This window comes from Arthrobacter sp. ASL1 (assembly GCF_056680475.1).
The window spans coordinates 261520-282362 of the sequence record NZ_CM155284.1; the positions used below are offsets into that span (position 1 = coordinate 261520).

A 20843-nucleotide genomic window follows, 5' to 3' on the forward strand; every position below is an offset into this window, starting at 1 on the left:
AACATGGGCGACCATAGTCACGGCAGTCCGAACGATCCGGGCACCGTTGCTAAGGCCGGTCAGGGTTCCATGGACACGTTCCAGGACCCGGGCCTGCCGCCGCACCGGCCACGCCTCGCTGACGTGGACCCCCGCGCCGCGAAACGAGCCGAACGACAGGTAACCCTGCTGTTCGTGCTGTCCGTTCTGGGAACACTGCTGTTCTTCGTGGCCTACTTCGTCGTCGGGCACCCGGAATCCATCGGTGAGATCCGCTTGCAGAACATGCTGCTGGGCATCGGAACCGCCTTTGCGATGCTCGGCATCGGCGTGGGAATCGTGCACTGGGCCAAGACCCTGATGCCGGACCACGAGATCACCGAGATGCGCCACGAGGTCCGTACCGAGGAGGACCGCCAGGTCGCGGAAACGATGCTGGGTGACATCATCGAGGAGACGGGCATCAAGCGCCGTCCCCTGATCCGCAACTCGCTGATCGCCGCCATGGCATTGGCACCGATCCCCGCGATCTTCATGTTCCGTGATCTCGATCGCACCGGTGCCAGCGCGGGCGAGATCGTCGACCGTCTGCGCCACACCATGTGGGACAAGGGCATCAAGCTCGTCCGTGATCCCTCCGGCACGCCCATCAAGGCATCGGACGTGCAGATCGGGTCGGCGTTCCACGTCATCCCCGACGGGCTCAGCGAAATGGAAGACCCGCTGAACGAGAAGGCCAAGGCAGTCGTATTGCTCATGCGCCTGGACCCGGGGAAGATGCACATCTCCCCCGAGCGCAAGACCTGGCACCACGATGGCATCGTGGCGTACTCGAAGATCTGCACCCATGTGGGCTGCCCCGTCGCCTTGTACGAACAGCAGACGCATCACCTGCTGTGCCCGTGCCACCAGTCCACCTTTGACCTGACGCAGGAATGCAAGGTCATCTTCGGGCCGGCCGGACACGCACTTCCACAACTGCCGATCACGGTCGATTCGGAGGGCTACCTGGTCGCCCAGAGCGACTTCCACGAGCCCGTCGGCCCGAGCTACTGGGAGCGTGGCTAATCATGTCCTCATCAACCGAGTACCGCCCCAAGACCTCTACTGGACGCATCGCGGACTTCGTCGACACGCGGGTCGGCGCCTCCCAGATCGTTAAGGAGTTCGGGCGCAAGATCTTCCCGGACCACTGGTCGTTCATGTTCGGCGAGGTGGCCCTGTACACCTTCGTCATCCTGTTGATCTCCGGAACATTCCTGACGTTCTTCTTTGATCCTTCGATGGCGCATACCACCTACGACGGCAGCTACAACCCGCTCAAGGGTGTGCAGATGTCCGTGGCCATGTCCTCGACGATGGACATCTCCTTCGATGTCCGTGGTGGACTGTTCATGCGCCAGGTGCACCACTGGTCCGCGCTGCTGTTCGTGGCCGCTGTCTCCGTGCACATGCTGCGTGTCTTCTTCACCGGGGCATTCCGTCGTCCCCGTGAGCTGAACTGGGTCGTCGGCGGCACGCTGCTCGTTCTGGCCATGGCTGCAGGCTTCACCGGCTACTCGCTGCCCGATGACCTGCTTTCCGGCAACGGCCTGCGCATCATCGACGGCGTCATCAAGGCGATTCCCGTGGTTGGCACGTTTATCTCCGCATTCCTGTTCGGCGGGGAGTTCCCGGGGACTGCGATCATCGGCCGCCTGTACATGCTGCACATCATGCTGGTGCCCGCGATGATCCTGTTGATGATCGGCATCCACCTGTTCATGGTGGTCGTGCACAAGCACACCCAGTACCGCGGACCGGGACGTACCAACGACAACGTCGTCGGCTTCCCCGTGGGACCGGTGTACGCGGCGAAGGCCGGTGGATTCTTCTTCATCGTCTTCGGCATCGTTGCCGCCATCTCGGGCTTCTTCACGATCAACCCGATCTGGAACTACGGTCCCTACGACCCCTCCCCCGTATCCGCTGGTACACAGCCTGACTGGTACATTGGCTGGGTCGACGGCGCCCTGCGCCTGATGCCGGGCGTGCTGGGCAACTTCAGCTTCGAGTGGATCATCCCCTTCCCCTGGGGCGACAACAACCTCATCCTGAACGTCCTGCTGCCCATGGTCCCGGCCGCCATCCTCATCGGTGCCATGTTCGCCTGGCCGTGGATCGAACGGTGGATCACCAAGGACGACCGCGAGCACCATCTGCTCGACCGTCCCCGCAACGCCCCCTTCCGCACTGGAGTCGGCGTGGCCGGTGTGATCTGGTACTGCGTTATGTGGTGCGCCGCATCTTCCGACCTGATCGCGACGCACTTCCACGTCTCGCTGAACGACGTCACGTACTGGCTGCGCGCGTTGTTCTTCCTGGGGCCGATCCTCGGCTTCATCGTGGCTCGCCGCATTGCCTTGTCGCTGCAGCGCAAGGACCGCGAGATCGTGCTTCACGGCCGGGAAGCCGGCATCATCGAGATGTCGCCGGAGGGCGGATTCAGTGAGCAGCATGTCGGGCTCGACGAGTACAAGCTCTACAAGCTGGTCTCCTTCGAGTCCCATGAGGTGCTCCCACCCGAAGCCGATCGCGTCGGCCACGTGACCCGCTCCGAGAAGGCGCGCGGCGCGATCTCGAAGTTCTTCTTCGAGGACCGGGTCGCACCGGTCACACCGGCCGAGCTGGAGGCCGCCCACGGCCACCACGCCCCGGCCGTCGAAGGCTCGTCGGAGAACGCTTCCATCGAGCACTAGCCATCGACTGAACGCAGAAGGGACCCCGATCGTCGATCGGGGTCCCTTTGCGTTGTCTGGTCGTTTCGCGGGGCATCACCCCCGCCAACCGGCCGCCAACCGGCCGGCGACCGGCCGTTGGCTCCCGCGACAGGCACCGCTACGCGGAGCATTTGTGTAGTGGGTGCCTGGTCGCGGGCCCGCGACCGGCTGTGAGCCCTTCCAGCGCGCCCTGGACGTCCTAGGGACCGTCTGCTTCGTAAGAGTGCCGCTGACGAGTTCCGGGGCGCTGGAGGGGCACAAACAGCTTGTAGCGGTCCGCTCGGTAGAGGGACACGGAATAGTCGACCAACTCCCGTTTGACGTAGGCGTGGCGTTGGATCTTCAAAAGCGGGGTCCCGACATCCACGCCCAGGTGTTTCGCATCTTGCGGCGTCGCAGCTGTCGCTTCCACTTGGTCCTCCCCCCACTGCATGACGAGCCCGTAGCGTTCATTGAGCGATGCGTAGAGCTGGCGGGGGGCAGAATCGTCCAGGAAGCCGGGAACCCGGTGAGAGGGCAGGTAGTTCTCGTCGAGGTTCATGGGCAGCCCGTCGGCCAGGAGCAGGCGCCGCAGGCGCACAACCGGCGTCCCGTCGTCGAGTTCCATCTCCCGGGCCAACTGGCCTGAGGCGGGGATCTCGTCAAAACGTAGTACCCGGCCTGTGGGGACCATGCCGCGGCGTTCCATTTCCTCGCTGTACGAGGTGAGCTTTACCTGTAGATCGACCTTGGGAAAGGCCGCGAAGGTCCCGACCCCGACAATTCGCTCAAGAACTCCGTCATCGACGAGTGCATCGATGGCGTTCCTGACCGTCATCCTGGCTACGCCAAATTGCTGGGTAAGTTCCCGTTCGGACGGTATGGGTCGGCCGGGATCGCAGATCTCAGTTGCGTGGTGTCGCAGGATCGCCTTGAGTTGCACGTGCTTCTTGAACGGCGAGGCGTCATCCAGTCGTCCCGTCACTGGGACCGGTGGCCTATGGGGCATCTCGCACTCGCACTTCTCTCGGGGGCCGTCATGCCGATTCTATCGCCGCCCGCACACGTCGGCTTAGCCGGTCGTGTTGTCCCTGGGTGCGAAGCCAATGAGCCCCAGCCAGTACGCCGTGGGACAGTGCGCCCTGCCGTGAGACGACGAAAGGGCGGCTCCTCCCCGGGGGAAGGAACCGCCCTTTCGCGGTGCACGGTGACCTAGTGTGCGTGGTCCCCGCGGCTGTACTCGTAGACCCAGCCGATCAGGGCGATGATCACGAGTCCGACGCCGATGTAGGTGATCCAGAATCCTACTGCGATGCCGAGGAACCCGATCGCCGCGGCGAGGCCGAGGACGAAAGGCCACCAGCTCCACGGCGCGAAGCGTCCGATGACACCCGCGTTCTCGTGGATTTCACCGTCCACCCGGTCCTCGGGCCGCTGACCGACACGCTTAGACGTCGTGTAGAGGTAGAAGCCGATCATCAGGCCGAGGCCCATGGCCAGGGCCAAGCCGATGATGCCGACCCATTCGTTCCAATCGACCATGATCCCATAGACGACGACTACCGGCAGGAAGAAGATTGCCAGGATCAGGAAGAGTCCGGTTTCAACTTTCATGCCTACACGTCCTTCTGGTCGGCCGGGCCGAAGACCTTGGCCATGCTGGCGGACGGTGTGGCACGGGCCGAGAGCTCCGGGTGGTGGAGATCAAGGGCCGGCCGCTCCGAACGGATCCGGGGAATCGAGTGGAAGTTGTGCCGCGGTGGCGGGCAGGAGGTGGCCCATTCCAGCGAGCCGCCGAACCCCCACGGATCATCGACCTCGACTCGCTTGGCCGAGCGGGCGGTGACCCAGACGTTCCAGAAGAACGGGATCATCGACAGGCCCAGGATGAACGCGAACACGGTCGAGAATTGGTTCATCGTGGTGAACCCGTCCTCGGGCATGTAGTCGGCGTAGCGACGCGGCATGCCCATGACGCCCAGCCAGTGCTGGATCAGGAAGGTGCCGTGGAAGCCGACGAACAACATCCAGAAGTGAATCTTGCCCAGCCGCTCGTTGAGCATCCGGCCAGTCCACTTCGGCCACCAGAAGTAGAAGCCGGCGAACATGGCGAACACGACGGTGCCGAAGACCACGTAGTGGAAGTGGGCGACGACGAAGTAGGTGTCCGACACGTGGGAATCAAGCGACGGCGCCGAGAGGATGATGCCGGTGAGGCCGCCGAAGAGGAAGGTCACCAGGAAACCGATGCTCCAGAGCATGGGCGTCTCGAAGGTAATGGACCCCCGCCACATCGTGCCGATCCAGTTGAAGAACTTCACGCCCGTCGGTACGGCGATGAGCATCGTCATGAAGCCGAAGAACGGCAGGGCAACCGAACCGGTGACGTACATGTGGTGGGCCCACACGGCGACGGACAAGGCGGCGATCGAGATGGTCGCGAAGATCAGGCCCTTGTAGCCGAAGATCGGCTTGCGGCTGAAGACCGGGAAGATCTCCGAGACGATGCCGAAGAACGGCAGGGCGATGATGTATACCTCGGGGTGGCCGAAGAACCAGAAGAGGTGCTGCCACAGGATGGGCCCACCCGCATCGGGATCGTAGATATGGGCACCGAAGCGCCGATCAGCGCCGAGTGCGAACAGTGCAGCCGCCAGCGGGGGGAAGGCCATCAGGACCAGCAGCGAGGTGATCAGCGTGTTCCACGTGAAGATCGGCATGCGCCACATCGTCATGCCGGGGGCACGCAGGCAGATGACCGTCGTGATGAAGTTGACCGCGCCGAGGATAGTGCCGAAACCCGACAAGGCCAGACCGAAGACCCAGAGGTCCCCACCGATGCCGGGGCTGAACGTGGTGTTCGACAAGGGCGCGTAGGCGAACCAGCCGAAGGATGCGGCACCCTGCGGGGTGATGTAGCCACTGACGGCGATGGTGGAGCCAAACAGGAAGAACCAGAACGCCAGGGCGTTCAGCCGCGGAAAGGCCACATCGGGGGCACCGAGTTGCAGGGGCATGATGACGTTGGTGAAGCCGGCGAACAGCGGCGTCGCGAACATCAGGAGCATGATCGTGCCGTGCATGGTGAACAGCTGGTTGTACTGTTCCTTGGTCTGCAGGATCTGCATGCCGGGCTCGAAGAGCTCGGCGCGGATCAGCAGCGCCATGACGCCGCCGATGCAGAAGAAGATGAAGGAGGCGATCAGGTACATGTAGCCGATCGTCTTGTGGTCGGTGGAGGTGATCCAGTTGACGACGATGCGTCCCTTGGAGACCGGCACGACCCGGGGGGCGAGGGGCTTTGCCTCGTCCGTCGCGTATTCGTAGGTAGTCATCGCGACCTACTTCCCTTCTTCGTGAGGGATCAAGATGGAATTGACATCATCGGGCTGGCGGTTGTACTCCGCGCCGATGTGTCCATCCTTCATGCCCGACAACTGGGACTCGAACTCCTGCTCGGAGACGACCTTGACGTTGAACAGCATCTCCGAGTGGTATTCGCCGCACAGCTCGGCGCACTTGCCGGCATACGTGCCCTCCTCCTGCGGAGTGAGGTAGATGCGGTTCGTCTTGCCCGGGATCATGTCGAGCTTCTGCAGGAACGCGGGAACCCAGAATGAGTGGATGACGTCGCGGCTGTTGAGTTCGAGTGTCACGGGAACGTCCACCGGCAGGTAGAGCGTTGGAAGTGAATCCGACTTGCCGGCGGAGCCGTCAAGGTGTGCCTGGACGCCGGCTTCGTACTTCTTTTCGCCCTTGTAGCTGTAGTTGTAGTCCCAAGCCCACTGCTTCGCCTGGATATCGACGACGAGCGGGGAATCCACCGGCGCGTCAACGGTGCGCTGGGTGGTGTCGGAGAACGTGAAGAAGGTCAGGACCATCATCAGCGGAACCGCCGTGTACAGGATTTCCATCGGCAGGTTGTAGCTGAGCTGGCGTGGGTAGCCCGTTTCGCCCTTGCGGCGCCGGTAGGCCACGATGCACCAGATCATCAGGCCCCATGTCAGGATGCCGACGAGCATGACAGTGATCCAGCTGTGGACCCATAGGTCCTGGATCATGCCCGTGTGGTTGGTGATGTCCCGGGATTCGTTCGGGAGCCAGCCACGTTGGACTTGTTCTGAACAACCCGTCAACAGCAACGCCCCCGCGCCGGCAACGGCCAGTACCTTGGCCCTGCCCCTGCGACTGCTGCTGGTTCGGTCTTGCGAACTCACAGACGGCCCTTCCTCTTTGTTGGTGCGATACGTGGTTTCGTCCAAGCCGCACACGGCTCCGGGCGCAGCAATGCATCCGGCAACGGTTTGGCGAAACCAATAGTTTTACTACTCATCGTAGAGCTTACCCTCTTGCTCGACGGAATGCCGACCGAAACCCCGTGTCAACCGATGGTTACGTGGACACGGGAATCCGGCCGGTCCTGCTTCCTAGTGGAAGGAATCGCCGCAGGCGCATGACCCGCCGGCGTTCGGATTATCGATGGTGAAGCCCTGCTTGGAGATGGTGTCCTCGAAGTCGATGGACGCGCCGCTGAGGTAGGGCACGCTCATCTTGTCCACGATGACCTCGACGCCGTCAAAGTCACGCACGGCGTCGCCGTCGAGCATGCGCTCGTCGAAGTAGAGCTGGTAGATGAGGCCGGAGCAGCCGCCGGGCTGGACGGCCACACGCAGGCGCAGGTCGGTGCGTCCTTCCTGCTCCAGCAGGCTGCGGACCTTGTCCGCGGCCACATCGGACAGGAGCACCTCGTGGGTCTCTAGTTCCTGGGTGGAACCGACGGTGGAATCGTTGGTCGTGGCGGTCATCTGGTCCTCCAATAGTGCTTGTCTCGGAGAGCGGCACCGTAGCGTACCGTCCTCTCATCCTCCATGGTACGACGAACCGGCCTTATTGCAGGCCCTGTGCGTCAAGGCGTGCCAGCAATAGGGCCTCCGCCAGGATGGCCTTGCGGAAGTCGTCGAGATGCAGCGATTCGTTGGCACTGTGCGCCCGCGAGTCCGGATCCTCCACCCCGGTGACCAGGATCTGGGCCCGGGGGTAGAGCTCGAGCAGGTCGGCGATGAACGGGATCGATCCGCCAATGCCCGTTTCCACGGGCTGGACACCCCATGCCGCCTCGAGGGACCAGAGGCTGGCCCGTGCGGCGGCCGCCGAGGTGTCGGTGGAAAACGCATTGCCCTGTTCGACTGCGGTGAAGTCGACGTGGGCACCAAAGACGTCCTGGGCTTGCACGTGGCGTTGCAGCGCATCCGCGGCCGCCTGCGGATCCTGGCCCGGCGCCAACCGGACGCTGATCTTCACGCGTGTCGAGGGTTGCAGGGTATTGGAGGACACGGCGACGGAGGGGACGTCGATGCCGATCACCGACAACGCCGGCTTGTTCCAGAGCCGGTCCGCCAAAGCGCCGGTTCCGGCCAGGCGGACGCTCTCGAGCACCGAGGAATCGGCGCGGAAATCCGCTTCCGGATAGTCGACGGGATCCGTGTCCCGGGCCAGCAGCCCCTCGACGGCGACATTTCCGTCCGCGTCGTGGAACGAGGCAATCAGGCGGGCGGCCAGGGTCGGGGCGTCGAGGACCGGTCCCCCGAACATGCCCGAGTGCACTGCATGGTCCAGGACGCGGACGTCGATGACGGCGCCGACCATCCCCCGCAGGCTCGTGGTCAGGGCCGGTACGCCGACCTTCCAGTTGCTGGAATCTGCCACCACGATGACATCAGCTGCCAGGAGATCCCGGTGCTGCTCGAGGAACGGGCGGAACGAGGGCGAACCGGCCTCTTCCTCACCCTCGAAGAAGTACGTCACCCCGACCCCGAAGTCCTCCACGGCTTCCAGCACGGCGCGCAGCGAGGCGATGTGGACCATGATGCCGGCCTTGTCGTCGGCGGCGCCGCGCCCGAACAGCCTGCCCTCGATCTCGGTGGCCTCGAAGGGCTTCGTTTCCCAGAGGTCGAGGTCACCGGGCGGCTGGACGTCGTGGTGGGCGTAGAGCAGGATGGTGGGCTTGCCCGGCTGGGCGGGACGGCGTCCGACGACGGCCGGCGCACCCGGGGCACCCTCGGGGGTGTCCACGGACAGGATCCGGACATCCTCCATGCCGGTGGAACGCACGAGCTCCGCGACGGCATCGGCGCTGCGGCCCAATTCGGCGACGTCGAAGGCCTCCCAGGCGATGCCGGGAATGGCCACCAGGTTCTTCAGCTCGGAAACGGTCTGGTCGAAGGCGCGGTTCACGCGCTCGGTGATGGCGTCCAGGTCGACGCCGTGATCGACGGAGCCGGTGGTGGAATCGGAAGTAGTCATGGCTTCAGCCTACAACCGGCACGCGTTTCGGTTGCGGGCCCCCCGCCGCTAGACTTGGGGCGTGTTTGGAAGCAAAAAAGCCGATGCCGCACAGCCGCCGGCCACCCCAGAAGAGCCCGAACGTCCGACCATGGGCAAGGGTGCCCCGACGCCGCGTCGGAACAGCCAGGAGGCGCAGAACAAGCGTCCGCTGGTCCCCACCGACCGGAAGGTGGCCAAGGCGCAGGCCCGCGAGCAGCGCATCGCCGCCCAGGAGCGTATGCGACTGGCCAACGAAACCGGCGACGAACGCTACTTGTCGCTCCGCGACAAGGGACCGCAGAAGCGGTTCGCCCGTGATTTCGTCGACGCCCGGTGGATGGTCGGTGAATTCCTGATGATCGTGATCCTGGTGTTCCTGGTCGTGGCGTTCACCATGACCCAGAACGTGCAGATCCAGGCCTACATCACCTTCGGCCTGTGGATCGTCCTGGGCATCACGATCATCGACTCGTTCATCATGACCCGCCAGCTGAAGAAGCGCCTGGTCGCGAAGTTCGGCAGCCAGGATCGCGGCGTGCTCTGGTACGCGTCCATGCGCGGCCTGCAGTTCCGCAAGCTGCGCCTGCCGAAGCCGCAGGTCGCCCGCGGGGCGAAGGTCGAGTAGCACTCCCCCCGGCAGATACGACGACGGAGGGTCCCACCGAATCATCGGTGGGACCCTCCGTCATTGTATGGTCAGCGGCCGGACAGCGCCCGGCACAGGCCGCGGTTGATCCTCCAGGCCCAGAACGGGCCCTCGTAGAGGAACGCCGTGTAACCCTGCACCAGGTCGGCCCCGGCAGCGAGGCGTTCGAGCACGTCGGAGGCTCGCTCCACTCCCCCGACGGAAATGACCGCGGTACCGGCCGGCAGCACGGTGCGCAGGCGGCGCAACACCTCCAGCGACCTTCCCTTCAGCGGTGCGCCGCTGAGTCCGCCGGCACCGTATTCGCGTATCCGGTCCGGGACGGTCACCAGCCCGGCGCGGGCAATGGTGGTGTTGGTGGCGATGACGCCGTCGAGCCCGAGTTCGAGGACCAGGGCGGCGACGTCGTCAACGTCGGCATCGGCCAGGTCCGGGGCGATCTTGACCAGCAGCGGCACATGGCGTCCGGCGGTGGCATCGGCTTCCCGGCCGACGGCCGCCAGCAGCGGGCGCAGCGTCTCGATCCCCTGCAGCAGCCGCAGCCCGGGGGTGTTCGGGGAGCTGACGTTGACCACCAGGTAGTCGGCGTTCGCGGCCAGCGCCCGGGTGCTGGCCAGGTAGTCGTCCACGGCGTCGCCGAGTTCGACGACCTTGGTCTTGCCGATGTTGATGCCCACGATCGGCCGGGTGGGGCCGAAACGCCGGGCCAGGACGGGAAGCGCGGCCCGGATGCGCGGGGCGACCGCCGTGGCGCCGTCGTTGTTGAAGCCCATCCGGTTGATGACCGCCCGGTCCTCCACCAGCCGGAACAGCCGCGGCTTCGGGTTGCCGGGCTGGGCCTGGCCGGTGATGGTGCCGACCTCGATGTGCCCGAACCCCAAGTCGGCGAGGGCGGCGATGCCGTGGCCTTCCTTGTCGAACCCGGCGGCGAGCCCGAACGGCGACGGAAAGTCGATGCCCATCACGGTGCGTCGCAGGCTCGCGTGCGGTCGGGTGATCCGGCGCAAGGCCGTCGAGGCACCGGTGGATTCGGCCAGCCGGATGAGCCGGAAGCCGATCTGGTGGGCCTTTTCGGGGTCCATACCCGAGAAGACGACACGGAAGAAGACGGGGTAGATGCGCATGCTCCCAGTCTTCCCTGCGCGCGGCGCCGCTGCCAACTCCGGGCTGGTTATGCTCAACATATGCGCAGCGACGAACCACAGTACGCGGTCGACACCGAACCCGGGCAGTGGCTCGACGACGGCCTGGGGCCGGGCTTCAGCTACACCAGCATCTGCCCCGGCCACGACGACGAGGGACCGTTCAGCGCCACCCTGGTGCGCTACCAGCCCCCACCCCAGGAGAAGCCGCACTGGCGCGATGCCATGCTCAACGTCCGCCAGGGACTGGGCCGGGCCCGGGGCACCCACCGCAGCGATGCCCCCGTCGACATCGTGCTGGGCCTGCATGGATGGACCGACTATTTCTATAACCCCGAGCTGGCCCGCTACTGGTCCGGGCGCGGCTACCGCTTTTACGCCCTGGACCTGCGGCGCTACGGCAGGAGCCTGCGTGCGTGGCAGACCCCGGGCTTCGTCACCGAGCTCCCGGAGTACGACGCCGACATCGAGGCTGCGCTGGAGGTCATCCGTGAAGACGTGGGCCGGGTGGGGAGGATCGTGGTCGTCGCCCACTCCACCGGCGGCCTGACGGCCAGCCTCTGGGCGAACCGGAACCCGGCGGTCCTCTCGGCGCTGGTGTTGAACTCCCCCTGGCTGGAGATGCAGGGCAGCTGGCTGGTCCGCAACGCGGCCGCCGGACTGCTCGAGCCGTTGGCGCGGGTGCGGCCGAAGGCACGCATCAAGCTCCCCGAGGTCGACCACTACTGGCAGTCGCTCTCCAACCGGGCCCATGGTGAATGGGAGGTGCATCCGCTGTGGCGTCCGCGCCATGCCTTCCCGGTGACGGCCGGATGGATCTCCGCCGTGCTCGCCGGGCACGCGGAGGTGGCCCGCGGGCTGGACATCCGATGCCCGGTCCTGGTCATGACCTCGGGCAAGACCCACCTGGGGACCGTGTTCGAACCCGAGATGCTGGTGTCGGACACGGTCATCGAGGTCGAGACGGTCAGGCAGCGGGCGTTGAAGCTGGGCAACGAGGTCTCGATCGTTCGGATCGATGGTGGGATGCACGACCTGTTCACCTCGGCCGCGCCGACCCGCCGCAAGGCCTACGACGCCGTCAGCCGGTTCAGCGACGGCTATCTTCCCGGGCGGTGAGGCCTCAGGCCGTGGGCGTATCCAGCGCCGCGCCGAACCTCCGGTCGCGGCGGGCATAGATCCCGATGGCCTCCCACAAGGTCCTGCGGTCGACATCGGGCCAGAGCACGTCCATGAAGACCATCTCGGCGTACGCCGATTGCCAGAGCATGAAATTCGAGGTCCGCTGTTCACCGGAGGAACGCAGGAAGAGATCGACGTCGGGCAGGTCCGGCTCGTCCAGGTAGCGGCCGATCGTCTTCTCCGAGATGCCGCGCGGTGAGAGCCGGCCGGCGGCCACGTCCTCGGCGATGGCCGATACCGCGTCGGCGATCTCCGCCCGTCCGCCGTAGTTCACGCACATCGTCAGGTGGCAGACGTCATTGTCCCGGGTCTGCTCCTCGGCCGCGAGCAGTTCGTTGACCACCGAGCGCCACAGCCTGGGACGGCGTCCGGCCCATCTGACCCGCACCCCCCAGGCGTCGAGCTGGTCACGTTGGCGGTGCAGCACGTCACGGTTGAAGCCCATGAGGAACTTGACCTCATCGGGGCTGCGTTTCCAGTTCTCCGTGGAAAAGGCATAGACGGAGACGTACTTGACGCCCATCTCGATGGCGCCGGCCATCACGTCCAGGAGCGCGGCCTCCCCCGCCTTGTGCCCCTCCGTGCGCGGCAGACCCCGCTGGTTGGCCCACCGGCCGTTGCCATCCATCACGATGGCCACGTGCCGGGGCACCAGTTCGGCCGGGATCCGCGGCGGGACCGCACCGCTGGGGTGTGGCCACGGCGCGACGGCGGGGATTCGGGCCGCACGCAGGCGGGGGGTTCGCTTCATCAATCAGGTTCTTTCCACGAGTTTGAGGGACTTGACGACCCGTTCCAGATGCCACTGCAGATATCCCGCCACCATACCGGCAGCCTCCTTGCGGGCCGGGGCATCGGCGTCGTGTGCAGCCTCCCAGTCGCCGGTGAGCAACGCGGCCAGCAGCCTCACGGTCGCCGGGGCCGGCGAGTTGGAGCCGGCGGGCCGGCAATCGGCGCAGACGACCCCTCCGAGCGGGATGTTCACCGCCGTGTGCGGACCCGGCTTTCCGCACCGCACGCAATCGGTGAAGCTCGGGGCCCAACCGGCGGTCGACAGGGCCCGCAACAGGTAGGAATCCAGCAGCAGCCCGGGATCCTGGGCACCCCGGGCCATCGCCGCCATGGCCCCATGCAGCAGCCGGAACTGCGGTGCGGCGGACTCGGTGTCGGCTTCGGTGAGACGCTCGGCGGTCTCGGCCATCGCGCTGGCACTGGTGTAGCGGGCGTAGTCCAGGGACAGCGCTTGCCCGTACGGCTGGCGCAACTGGGCCTGGGTGATGATGTCCAGGTTGCGTCCGCGGATCACCTGGGCATCGACGAACATGAAGGGCTCCAGGGTGGCGCCCATCTTCGAGCTGGTGCGCCTGACCCCCTTGGCCACTGCGCGCACCTGCCCGTGGGTAGGGGTCAGCAGCACGATGATCCGGTCGGCCTCCCCCAGCTTGAAGGTGCGCAACACCAGGCCCTGGGTCCGATAGGACTTAGCGGCAAAACTGGAACGGGGCACGGCTCCAGTATCCCAGAGAACCCGTGCCCCGCGGTCCGTCGGTGTGCGACAGCACCTTCCTATTTTGCGGCGTTGGCGTCCAGGATGGCCCGGTTGACCGCCGAGATGACGGCCTTCAGCGAGGCGGTGGTGGTGTTCGCGTCGATGCCCACGCCCCACAGGACGCGTTCGCCCACGGCACACTCGACGTAGGCGGCTGCCTGGGCCGAGCCGCCCTCGCTCAGGGCGTGCTCGGTGTAGTCCAGCACGCGCAGGTCAACCCCGTCCGCCGCCAGGATGTTCACGAGCGCGTTGATTGGTCCGTTGCCGGTACCCGAGCGTTCCTGCACCGAGCCATCGGTCTCCAGCAGGGCCTCCAGGGTGAACGAACCGTCCTCGTCGGTGCGCGTGCGGGTGTTGCCCAACCGGTAGTGGCCCCAGGATCGGCCCTCGAAGGCGTCCGCGGGCAGGTACTCGTTTTGGAACTGCTCCCAGATGGTCGCCGGGCTGATCTCACCGCCGTCGCCTTCGGCCATGCGCTGGATGACGCCGGAAAATTCGATCTGGGCACGCCGCGGCAGGTCCAGGCTGTGGTCATGCTTGAGGACATACGCGACCCCGCCCTTGCCAGACTGCGAGTTAACCCGGATGACCGCCTCGTAGGAGCGGCCGATGTCCTGCGGATCGATGGGCAGGTAGGGCACGGCCCAGGGGATGTCGTTGATGCCCTTGCCCGCTGCGGCGGCATCACGCTCCATGTGCTCGAAACCCTTCTTGATGGCGTCCTGGTGGGAACCGGAGAAGGCGGTGAAGACCAGGTCGCCGCCATAGGGCGAACGCTCGGGAACGGGCAGCTGGTTGCAGTATTCGACCGTGCGGCGGATCTCGTCCATGTCGGAGAAGTCGATCATCGGGTCGATCCCCTGGCCGAAGAGGTTCATCCCCAGGGTCACCAGGTCGACATTGCCGGTGCGCTCACCGTTGCCGAACAGGCACCCCTCGATGCGGTCGGCGCCGGCCATGTAACCCTGTTCCGCGGCGGCTACCCCGGTTCCCCGGTCGTTGTGGGGGTGCAGGGACAAGATGATGGAGTCGCGGTGTTCGAGATTGCGGTGCATCCACTCGATCGAGTCGGCGTAGACGTTGGGAGTGGCCATCTCCACGGTCGCCGGCAGGTTCAGGATCATCTTCTTCTCCGGTGTGGCCTCCAGCACCTCGGCCACGGCGTCGGAGATCCGCTTGGCGAAGGCCAGTTCGGTGCCCGTGTAGGACTCCGGTGAGTATTCGTAGGTGATCTTCGTGCCGGTGAGCTGTTCCTCGTACTTCTTGCACAGCCGGGCACCGGTGAGGGCGATGTCGACGATTCCGTCCTCGTCCTGGTTGAATACGACACGGCGCTGGAGCACCGACGTGGAGTTGTACAGGTGGACGATCGCCTGCTTGGCGCCCTCGAGGGCCTCGTAGGTCCGCTCGATCAGGTGTTCGCGGGACTGCGTCAGCACCTGGATGGTGACGTCCTCGGGGATGCGGTCGCGCTCGATGAGCTGGCGGACGAAGTCGAAGTCCGTCTGGGAAGCGGACGGGAAGCCGACCTCGATCTCCTTGTAGCCCATTCGCACCAGCAGGTCGAACATCTGGTGCTTGCGTTCGGGGCTCATGGGATCGATGAGGGCCTGGTTGCCGTCGCGCAGATCCACGGCGCACCAGCGCGGCGCCTCGGTGATGATCTGGTCCGGCCAGGTGCGGTCCGGCAGCTCGACGGTGATCTGGTCCTGGAACGGGACGTACTTGTGGACGGGCATTCCGGAGGGCTTTTGCAGGTTCTGCATGGTTCTAGGGGGCCTTTTCAGTGGTCGTTGAAAATTCAGGCCGGCAGCACGAAACTCCGCAGCGGGGGGTCGGCCCTAGTGACTGGTGTCCAGATTCGTCCCGCCGCGGCTGCCTAGTAGAAGGATTCCCGCATGCATGGTCCTCACCCTAGCATCGAGGCGCGCCGGGTCCACCGGGGCTACCCAATGTTTCGTCGGCGCTGGGGGTTCCTGCGGGCGGGCATCCAGACCCGCCTAGAAGCCCAGCCGGCCGAGCTGTTTGGGATCGCGCTGCCACTCCTTGGCGATCTTCACGTGCAGGTCCAGGTAGACCCGGGTGCCCATCAGCGCCTCGATCCCCTGGCGGGCCCGGGTCCCGACCTCGCGCAGCCGGGTACCGGCGCGGCCGATGATGATGGCCTTCTGTGAGGACCGCTCGACGAAGAGGTTCACGTGGATGTCCAGCAGGGGGCTGTCCTCGGGCCGGCCCTCGCGCGGGATGATCTCCTCCACCACGACGGCCAGTGAGTGGGGAAGCTCGTCACGCACCCCCTCCAGGGCCGCCTCCCGGATGAGCTCTGCGATCATGATCGCCTCGGGCTCGTCCGTGAGCTCGCCATCGGGATAGAGCGGCGGCGAGAGCGGCATGGCAGCGGCCAGGACGTCGGCGACGGCGCTGACCTGGAAGTCGCCAGTCGCGGAGACCGGGACGACGGCGGTCCATCCCCCGTCGCCGAGGGTTTCGGCTCCCAGTTCGGTCACGGCCACCAGTTGTCGCGCCAGCTCCGACCGGTCGACCAGGTCCGCCTTGGTCACGATGGCCACGATCGGCTTGCGCTGCAGCTGGGCCAGCTGGGTGGCGATGAACCGGTCGCCCGGGCCGATCTTCTCATTGGCCGGGATGCAGAAACCGATGGCATCGACCTCCGAAAGGGTCTCGGCCACCAGATCGTTCAACCGTTGGCCGAGCAAGGTGCGGGGCCGGTGCAATCCCGGTGTGTCTACGAGCACCAGTTGGGCGTCGTCGCGGTGGACGATGCCGCGGATGGTGTGGCGGGTGGTCTGTGGTTTGGCCGAGGTGATGGCGATCTTCTGGCCCACCAGGGCGTTGGTCAACGTCGACTTCCCGGCATTGGGCCGGCCCACGAAGGAGGTGAAGCCGGCGCGGAACGTCTCCGGCCATTCCCGCGCCATGGCGGTGCCGGTGCTGGACGGGCCCACCTGCGGTTCGCGGACCACGGAGTCGGAGGTGTGGGCCTTCTGGCCCCCCTTGGAGGCCGCGGGTCGCCGGGGACCGGTTCCCGGGGTGGCCTTCGGTGAACGCCGCTGCGCTGCCGGGGGCGTGTTGCCGCCTCCGCCGCGTCGTGGCGCGCCGTTGTTCCGGGGCTTTTGTTCTGCCATGGTTCAGTCCTTGCTGTCGCGGGGGACGTCTTCTGCGGCCAGGCGGCCCAACGATCCCTCATCATTGTCTGCGGCCTCGGGGTATTCGTCGATCCACGCCAACACGTGGCCGATGCGGTTGCGGCGGCCGGCGAGCCGTTCGGCGTGGATCCGGATGCCGTCGACGGTGACCTCGGAGCCGACGATGGGCACGCGGCCCAGCGTCTTGGCGAGCAGGCCGCCGACGCTGTCGACCTCGTCGTCGTCGATGCGGCGGTCGAAGAGGTCGGCGAAATCGTCGATGCCCATCCGGGCGCTGACCCGGAAGACACCGTCTTCGAGTTCCTCCGACTCCACGGACGAGTCGTCGTACTCGTCGTCGATCTCGCCGACGATCTCCTCGATGAGGTCCTCGAGGGTCACCAGACCGGCGGTTCCCCCGTATTCGTCGATCACGATGGCCACGTGCGTGGACTCCCGCTGCAGTTCCTGGAGTAGTTCGGCCACCGACTTCGATTCCGGGACGTAGCGCACGTCGCGGCAGACCTGCTCGACGGTGTGGTCGTCGCCCGGGCGGGAATGGAGCCGGGCGGCGAGGTCCTTGAGGTAGACGATTCCGACGATCTGGTCGGGGTTGTCGCGGATGACCGGGATGCGTGAGCATCCCGAACGCAGGAACAGGCTCATCGCTTCCGGGAGGCTGGTCCCGTAGTCCACGGTGACCATGTCGGTCCGCGGGACCATGACGGCCCGTACGCGGGTATCGCCGAGTTCGAAGACGGAGTGGATCAGGTCCGCTTCGACATCCTCGATGATGTCGGCCTCGTGGGCCCGGTCGACCATGTCACGGAAGAGTTCTTCGGTGAAGAACGCGTCCTCCTGGACCGGGGCCTCCTTCGCGACGCTGCTGCCGACGCGTACCAGCCATCCCGGAATGGGACCGAGTACCATCCGCAGCGCGCGCACCAGGGGTGCGGTCAACACGACCACGCTGCTGCTGCGCACGCGTCCGTAGCGTCGGGGGGACACGCCGACCAGAACGAATCCGACGGCAGCCATCGTGGCCGTGGCCAGGAGCCCGGCGAGCCAGATGTTGTCCAACAGGTCGTGGTAAAGCAGCGCAATGGCGACGGCACCGGCGGTCTCGAACCAGATCCGCCAGAAGCGCACTGCGTGGGTATGCGCTGTCGGTTCTGCCAGGATGGCCCGCAGGTTCTTGCGCGGCCGTTCGGACAGCATGTCCTCGGCCTCCTGGCGCGGCAGCACCAGGAAGGCCGCCTCGGCGGCAGTCAGGATGGCGGCACAGCAGACGAAGGCCAGTGCCAGGATCAGCAGGAGGGCGGCGATCATTCGGTGGTCTCGCGCGGGGCTTCCCGGCCGAGGAACGCCTCCAGCAGGCTGCGCTGCAGCGAGAACATCTCTTCCTTCTCGTCCGGCTCCTCATGGTCGAAACCGAGCAGGTGCAACATCCCGTGGGTGGCCAGCAGCAGGATCTCGTCGGCCGTGGAGTGTCCGCCCCGCGATGCCTGGGCCGCGGCCACCTGCGGGCAGATGACGATGTCGCCGAGCATGCCGGCCGGGCTCGAGGAACCCGGGGAGCCCGGACGCAGCTCGTCCATGGGGAACGACATCACATCGGTGGGGCCCTCGAGGTCCATCCAGTCGATGTGCAGGCGCTCGATGGCCGCCTCGTCCACCAGGATCATGGAGGCCTCCGCCTGGGGGTGGACGTACAGGGCATCCAGGATGTGGCGTCCGAGCCGCGAGAGCTCCTCGAGATCGGCGTCCACGCCCGATTCGTTGTTGACTTCGATGCTCATGGTCTAGGACTCCGGATCGGTGGTGGGCTGCACGGCGGGCCGGGCCGCACCTTGGCGGCGGGCCGCCATTCGTTCACGTGCAGCGACGTTGTTGGTCTTCGCCGTCCGGCGGCGGGCCGCCTCGGGGTTCGTCTCCGCGGCGGCGGACCAGCGCTCGTAGGCGGTGACGATGTCCCCGACCAGGCGATGGCGGACGACGTCGGTGGCATCGAGCTGGCAGAAGGCGATGTCGTCGACGGAACCGAGGATCTCCGAGACCACTCTCAGACCCGAACGCGTGCCGCCGGGCAGGTCCACCTGCGTCACGTCGCCCGTGACGACGATCCGGGACCCGAATCCAAGCCGGGTGAGGAACATCTTCATTTGCTCCGGCGTCGTGTTCTGCGCCTCGTCCAGGATGATGAAGGCGTCATTGAGCGTCCGGCCGCGCATGTAGGCCAGCGGGGCTACCTCGATGGTGCCGGCGGCGATGAGGCGCGGGATGGACTCGGGGTCGATCATGTCGTGCAGGGCGTCGTAGAGCGGGCGCAGGTACGGGTCGATCTTGTCGGTCAGCGTGCCGGGCAGGAAGCCCAGCTTCTCCCCCGCCTCGACGGCCGGCCGGGTCAGGATGATGCGGTTGACCTCCTTGGCCTGCAGCGCCTGTACAGCCTTCGCCATCGCCAGATAGGTCTTGCCGGTGCCCGCGGGCCCGATGCCGAAGATGACGGTGTTCGCGTCGATGGCATCGACGTAGGCCTTCTGGTTCACGGTCTTGGGCCGGATCCGCTTGCCCCGCCCGGACAGGATGTTCAGTCCGAACGTCTCCGGGGCCGAGGGGCGTACGGCACCCTCCGAGTCGACCATGCGCACCAGCTGCTCGACGAGCTGGGCCGAAACGCGGGTGCCCTTCAGGGCCAGTCCGCGGGCCTCCCGGACAACCTGCTCGGCCCGCGCGGCCTGGCCGGGGTCCCCGGTGATGCGCAGTTCGTTGCCCCGAACATGGAGTTCGGCGGAGGGATAGACACCCTGCAGGATCCGCAGCACCTCGTCGTTGGCGCCCAATGCCGCGACCATCTGCTCGGTGCTGGAAAACGTGATCACCGTGCCGTCGGTGGTGTCCGCAGCGGTGTTGTTGTCCTCGTCGGTCATCCTGTTGGGCTGTCCTCCCGTTACCGTGTTGGTTTCCTGCGCCGGGGCCGATGGTGGGCGGCATCCGGCGCCCTTCCATCTTACGGGACGGCCCCCGTGGGCCGCCGTTACTCATGTAGCTGTATATATCAGTCCTGCAACAGTCCCCCGTTTGGCGTCCCCGCGGGTGCCCGCTCCGTGCCCTCGTGTGCCAAGCTTAATGGTCGGCCCGGCACCAGCGTGTCCGCTGGCCCCGTCGAACCCGCATCCAGTAAAGGAGTCCCGTGAAAGTCCCGTCCACAGGCCAACGCACCAGAATGCGTCTGGCCATGTTGGCTGCGGTGGCAACCCTCGGGACCCTGGCCGCCTGCGTCGGGACACCGGGGGGCTCCCCCAGCAGCATGCCGGCGGCCTCCAGCCATCCACCGGCCGTCTCCAGCCAAGGCAGGACGGCCCCGATGGAGTCGCTCAGTGCCCCCCGGCTGACGCCTGTCTATTGGCTGGGCGAAGGCGACTCGACCGTCTACCTGTACCGGCAGTACACCAAGGCCCAGGACCAGGGCGATCCGGTCACGACGGCCATCAAATACCTCACCGAACACGAACCGCTCGACCCGGACTACTTCAACCTCTGGAGCAAGGCCTCGCGCATCGGCACCTCGATCAATCCCGGTAACGTGATCACCGTGGACATCTCCGCCGACGCCTTTGCGCGACGCGTCGACGCGGGCCTGGCCGAACGGGCGATCCAGCAGCTGGTCTACACGGCGACGGCGGCCGCGTCCGCCGCCGGGCTGTTGTCCGAGAACATCCCGGCCAGCGTGGACATCCTGGTGGACGGGCACCCGGGGTACGAGGCGTTCGGGCACGTGAAGCTGTCCGGGCCCATCCAACGCGATGCGTCCCTGCGGGCGCCGGTCTGGATCATCGACCCCCAGCAGGAAGCGGTCCTGACCGCCGGCAAGGCCACGATCCACGGCATCTCGGCCAAGTTCCCCGGGGGCACCCGGTGGATGCTCAAGAAGGTCGTCGATGGCGAGGGGAACCCGGTCGACGGCGGCCCATTGCGCCTGGGCGGCGGCAAGCTCTCCGATAACGAATTCCAGGTGGAGCCCGTGCTTGAGCCCGGCACCTACACGTTGGCCGTGTGGGGACAGGCGAAGGACGACACGAAACGGCTGAGCCAGGACACCAAGACCTTCACGGTGAAATAGCGGCCACCGGCGTT

At 66.1% G+C, this 20843-nt stretch carries 19 protein-coding genes; 5 read left to right on the forward strand and 14 right to left on the reverse strand.

Annotated elements, in window-relative coordinates; all coding sequences use genetic code 11:
- The first annotated feature begins 3 nt into the window (after nucleotides 1-3).
- The gene (qcrA, locus tag AC1MEQ_RS01210; protein WP_479793225.1) at nucleotides 4-1047 is read left to right on the forward strand and encodes a cytochrome bc1 complex Rieske iron-sulfur subunit; all 1044 of its coding nucleotides are present in this window, start codon (nucleotides 4-6) and stop codon (nucleotides 1045-1047) included.
- 2 nt (nucleotides 1048-1049) lie between these two features.
- A complete protein-coding gene (gene qcrB, locus AC1MEQ_RS01215) occupies nucleotides 1050-2717 on the forward strand; it encodes a cytochrome bc1 complex cytochrome b subunit (protein WP_479793227.1) in 1668 nt (555 codons plus the stop codon).
- 220 nt (nucleotides 2718-2937) lie between these two features.
- On the opposite strand, the gene AC1MEQ_RS01220 is transcribed toward qcrB, so the two are convergent.
- The 6 genes from AC1MEQ_RS01220 to AC1MEQ_RS01245 all read right to left on the reverse strand — a co-directional run bounded on the left by AC1MEQ_RS01220 (nucleotide 2938) and on the right by AC1MEQ_RS01245 (nucleotide 9020).
- The gene (locus AC1MEQ_RS01220) at nucleotides 2938-3726 is read right to left on the reverse strand and encodes a GntR family transcriptional regulator (RefSeq protein WP_479793229.1); all 789 of its coding nucleotides are present in this window, start codon (nucleotides 3724-3726) and stop codon (nucleotides 2938-2940) included.
- A gap of 203 nt (nucleotides 3727-3929) precedes the next feature.
- Entirely contained in the window at nucleotides 3930-4331 is a 402-nt protein-coding gene (locus tag AC1MEQ_RS01225; protein WP_479793231.1) for a cytochrome c oxidase subunit 4, read from the reverse strand.
- 2 nt (nucleotides 4332-4333) lie between these two features.
- The gene (gene ctaD, locus AC1MEQ_RS01230; protein WP_479793233.1) at nucleotides 4334-6052 is read right to left on the reverse strand and encodes an aa3-type cytochrome oxidase subunit I; all 1719 of its coding nucleotides are present in this window, start codon (nucleotides 6050-6052) and stop codon (nucleotides 4334-4336) included.
- Between the two features lie 6 nt (nucleotides 6053-6058).
- Nucleotides 6059-6934: an aa3-type cytochrome oxidase subunit II gene (gene ctaC, locus AC1MEQ_RS01235; RefSeq protein ID WP_479793235.1), complete on the reverse strand. Its 876-nt coding sequence runs from the start codon at nucleotides 6932-6934 to the stop codon at nucleotides 6059-6061.
- A gap of 210 nt (nucleotides 6935-7144) precedes the next feature.
- On the reverse strand, nucleotides 7145-7522 hold the full coding sequence (locus AC1MEQ_RS01240) for a HesB/IscA family protein (protein WP_479793237.1): 378 nt from the start codon (nucleotides 7520-7522) through the stop codon (nucleotides 7145-7147).
- Nucleotides 7523-7604: 82 nt separating this feature from the next.
- On the reverse strand, nucleotides 7605-9020 hold the full coding sequence (locus AC1MEQ_RS01245) for a M20/M25/M40 family metallo-hydrolase (RefSeq protein WP_479793239.1): 1416 nt from the start codon (nucleotides 9018-9020) through the stop codon (nucleotides 7605-7607).
- A gap of 61 nt (nucleotides 9021-9081) precedes the next feature.
- Here AC1MEQ_RS01245 and AC1MEQ_RS01250 point away from each other — a divergent pair, with 61 nt between their 5' ends.
- The gene (locus AC1MEQ_RS01250; protein ID WP_479793240.1) at nucleotides 9082-9666 is read left to right on the forward strand and encodes a DUF3043 domain-containing protein; all 585 of its coding nucleotides are present in this window, start codon (nucleotides 9082-9084) and stop codon (nucleotides 9664-9666) included.
- Between the two features lie 71 nt (nucleotides 9667-9737).
- Here AC1MEQ_RS01250 and AC1MEQ_RS01255 read toward each other — a convergent pair whose 3' ends face one another.
- Nucleotides 9738-10811: a quinone-dependent dihydroorotate dehydrogenase gene (locus AC1MEQ_RS01255; protein WP_479793242.1), complete on the reverse strand. Its 1074-nt coding sequence runs from the start codon at nucleotides 10809-10811 to the stop codon at nucleotides 9738-9740.
- A gap of 60 nt (nucleotides 10812-10871) precedes the next feature.
- Here AC1MEQ_RS01255 and AC1MEQ_RS01260 point away from each other — a divergent pair, with 60 nt between their 5' ends.
- Entirely contained in the window at nucleotides 10872-11948 is a 1077-nt protein-coding gene (locus AC1MEQ_RS01260; protein WP_479793244.1) for an alpha/beta hydrolase, read from the forward strand.
- A gap of 4 nt (nucleotides 11949-11952) precedes the next feature.
- Here AC1MEQ_RS01260 and AC1MEQ_RS01265 read toward each other — a convergent pair whose 3' ends face one another.
- From AC1MEQ_RS01265 to AC1MEQ_RS01295, 7 genes are all read right to left on the reverse strand, one after another.
- The gene (locus tag AC1MEQ_RS01265; RefSeq protein ID WP_479793246.1) at nucleotides 11953-12762 is read right to left on the reverse strand and encodes an isoprenyl transferase; all 810 of its coding nucleotides are present in this window, start codon (nucleotides 12760-12762) and stop codon (nucleotides 11953-11955) included.
- A 3-nt stretch (nucleotides 12763-12765) separates the two neighbouring features.
- Nucleotides 12766-13518 (reverse strand): DNA repair protein RecO, encoded by a 753-nt coding sequence (recO, locus tag AC1MEQ_RS01270; protein ID WP_479793248.1) that lies wholly within the window; start codon nucleotides 13516-13518, stop codon nucleotides 12766-12768.
- Nucleotides 13519-13577: 59 nt separating this feature from the next.
- On the reverse strand, nucleotides 13578-15326 hold the full coding sequence (gene leuA / locus AC1MEQ_RS01275) for a 2-isopropylmalate synthase (protein ID WP_479793250.1): 1749 nt from the start codon (nucleotides 15324-15326) through the stop codon (nucleotides 13578-13580).
- A gap of 234 nt (nucleotides 15327-15560) precedes the next feature.
- Entirely contained in the window at nucleotides 15561-16499 is a 939-nt protein-coding gene (gene era, locus AC1MEQ_RS01280; RefSeq protein WP_479795997.1) for a GTPase Era, read from the reverse strand.
- Nucleotides 16500-16709: 210 nt separating this feature from the next.
- A complete protein-coding gene (locus AC1MEQ_RS01285; protein WP_479793252.1) occupies nucleotides 16710-18035 on the reverse strand; it encodes a hemolysin family protein in 1326 nt (441 codons plus the stop codon).
- On the reverse strand, nucleotides 18032-18505 hold the full coding sequence (gene ybeY / locus AC1MEQ_RS01290; protein WP_479793254.1) for an rRNA maturation RNase YbeY: 474 nt from the start codon (nucleotides 18503-18505) through the stop codon (nucleotides 18032-18034). The genes AC1MEQ_RS01285 and ybeY overlap by 4 nt, the downstream gene beginning before the upstream one ends.
- 3 nt (nucleotides 18506-18508) lie before the next feature.
- Nucleotides 18509-19636: a PhoH family protein gene (locus AC1MEQ_RS01295; RefSeq protein WP_479793256.1), complete on the reverse strand. Its 1128-nt coding sequence runs from the start codon at nucleotides 19634-19636 to the stop codon at nucleotides 18509-18511.
- Nucleotides 19637-19899: 263 nt separating this feature from the next.
- Between AC1MEQ_RS01295 and AC1MEQ_RS01300 the strand changes: the two genes are divergently transcribed.
- Complete coding sequence (locus AC1MEQ_RS01300) at nucleotides 19900-20829, forward strand: GerMN domain-containing protein (RefSeq protein ID WP_479793258.1); 930 nt, start codon at nucleotides 19900-19902, stop codon at nucleotides 20827-20829.
- Nucleotides 20830-20843 lie beyond the last annotated feature (14 nt).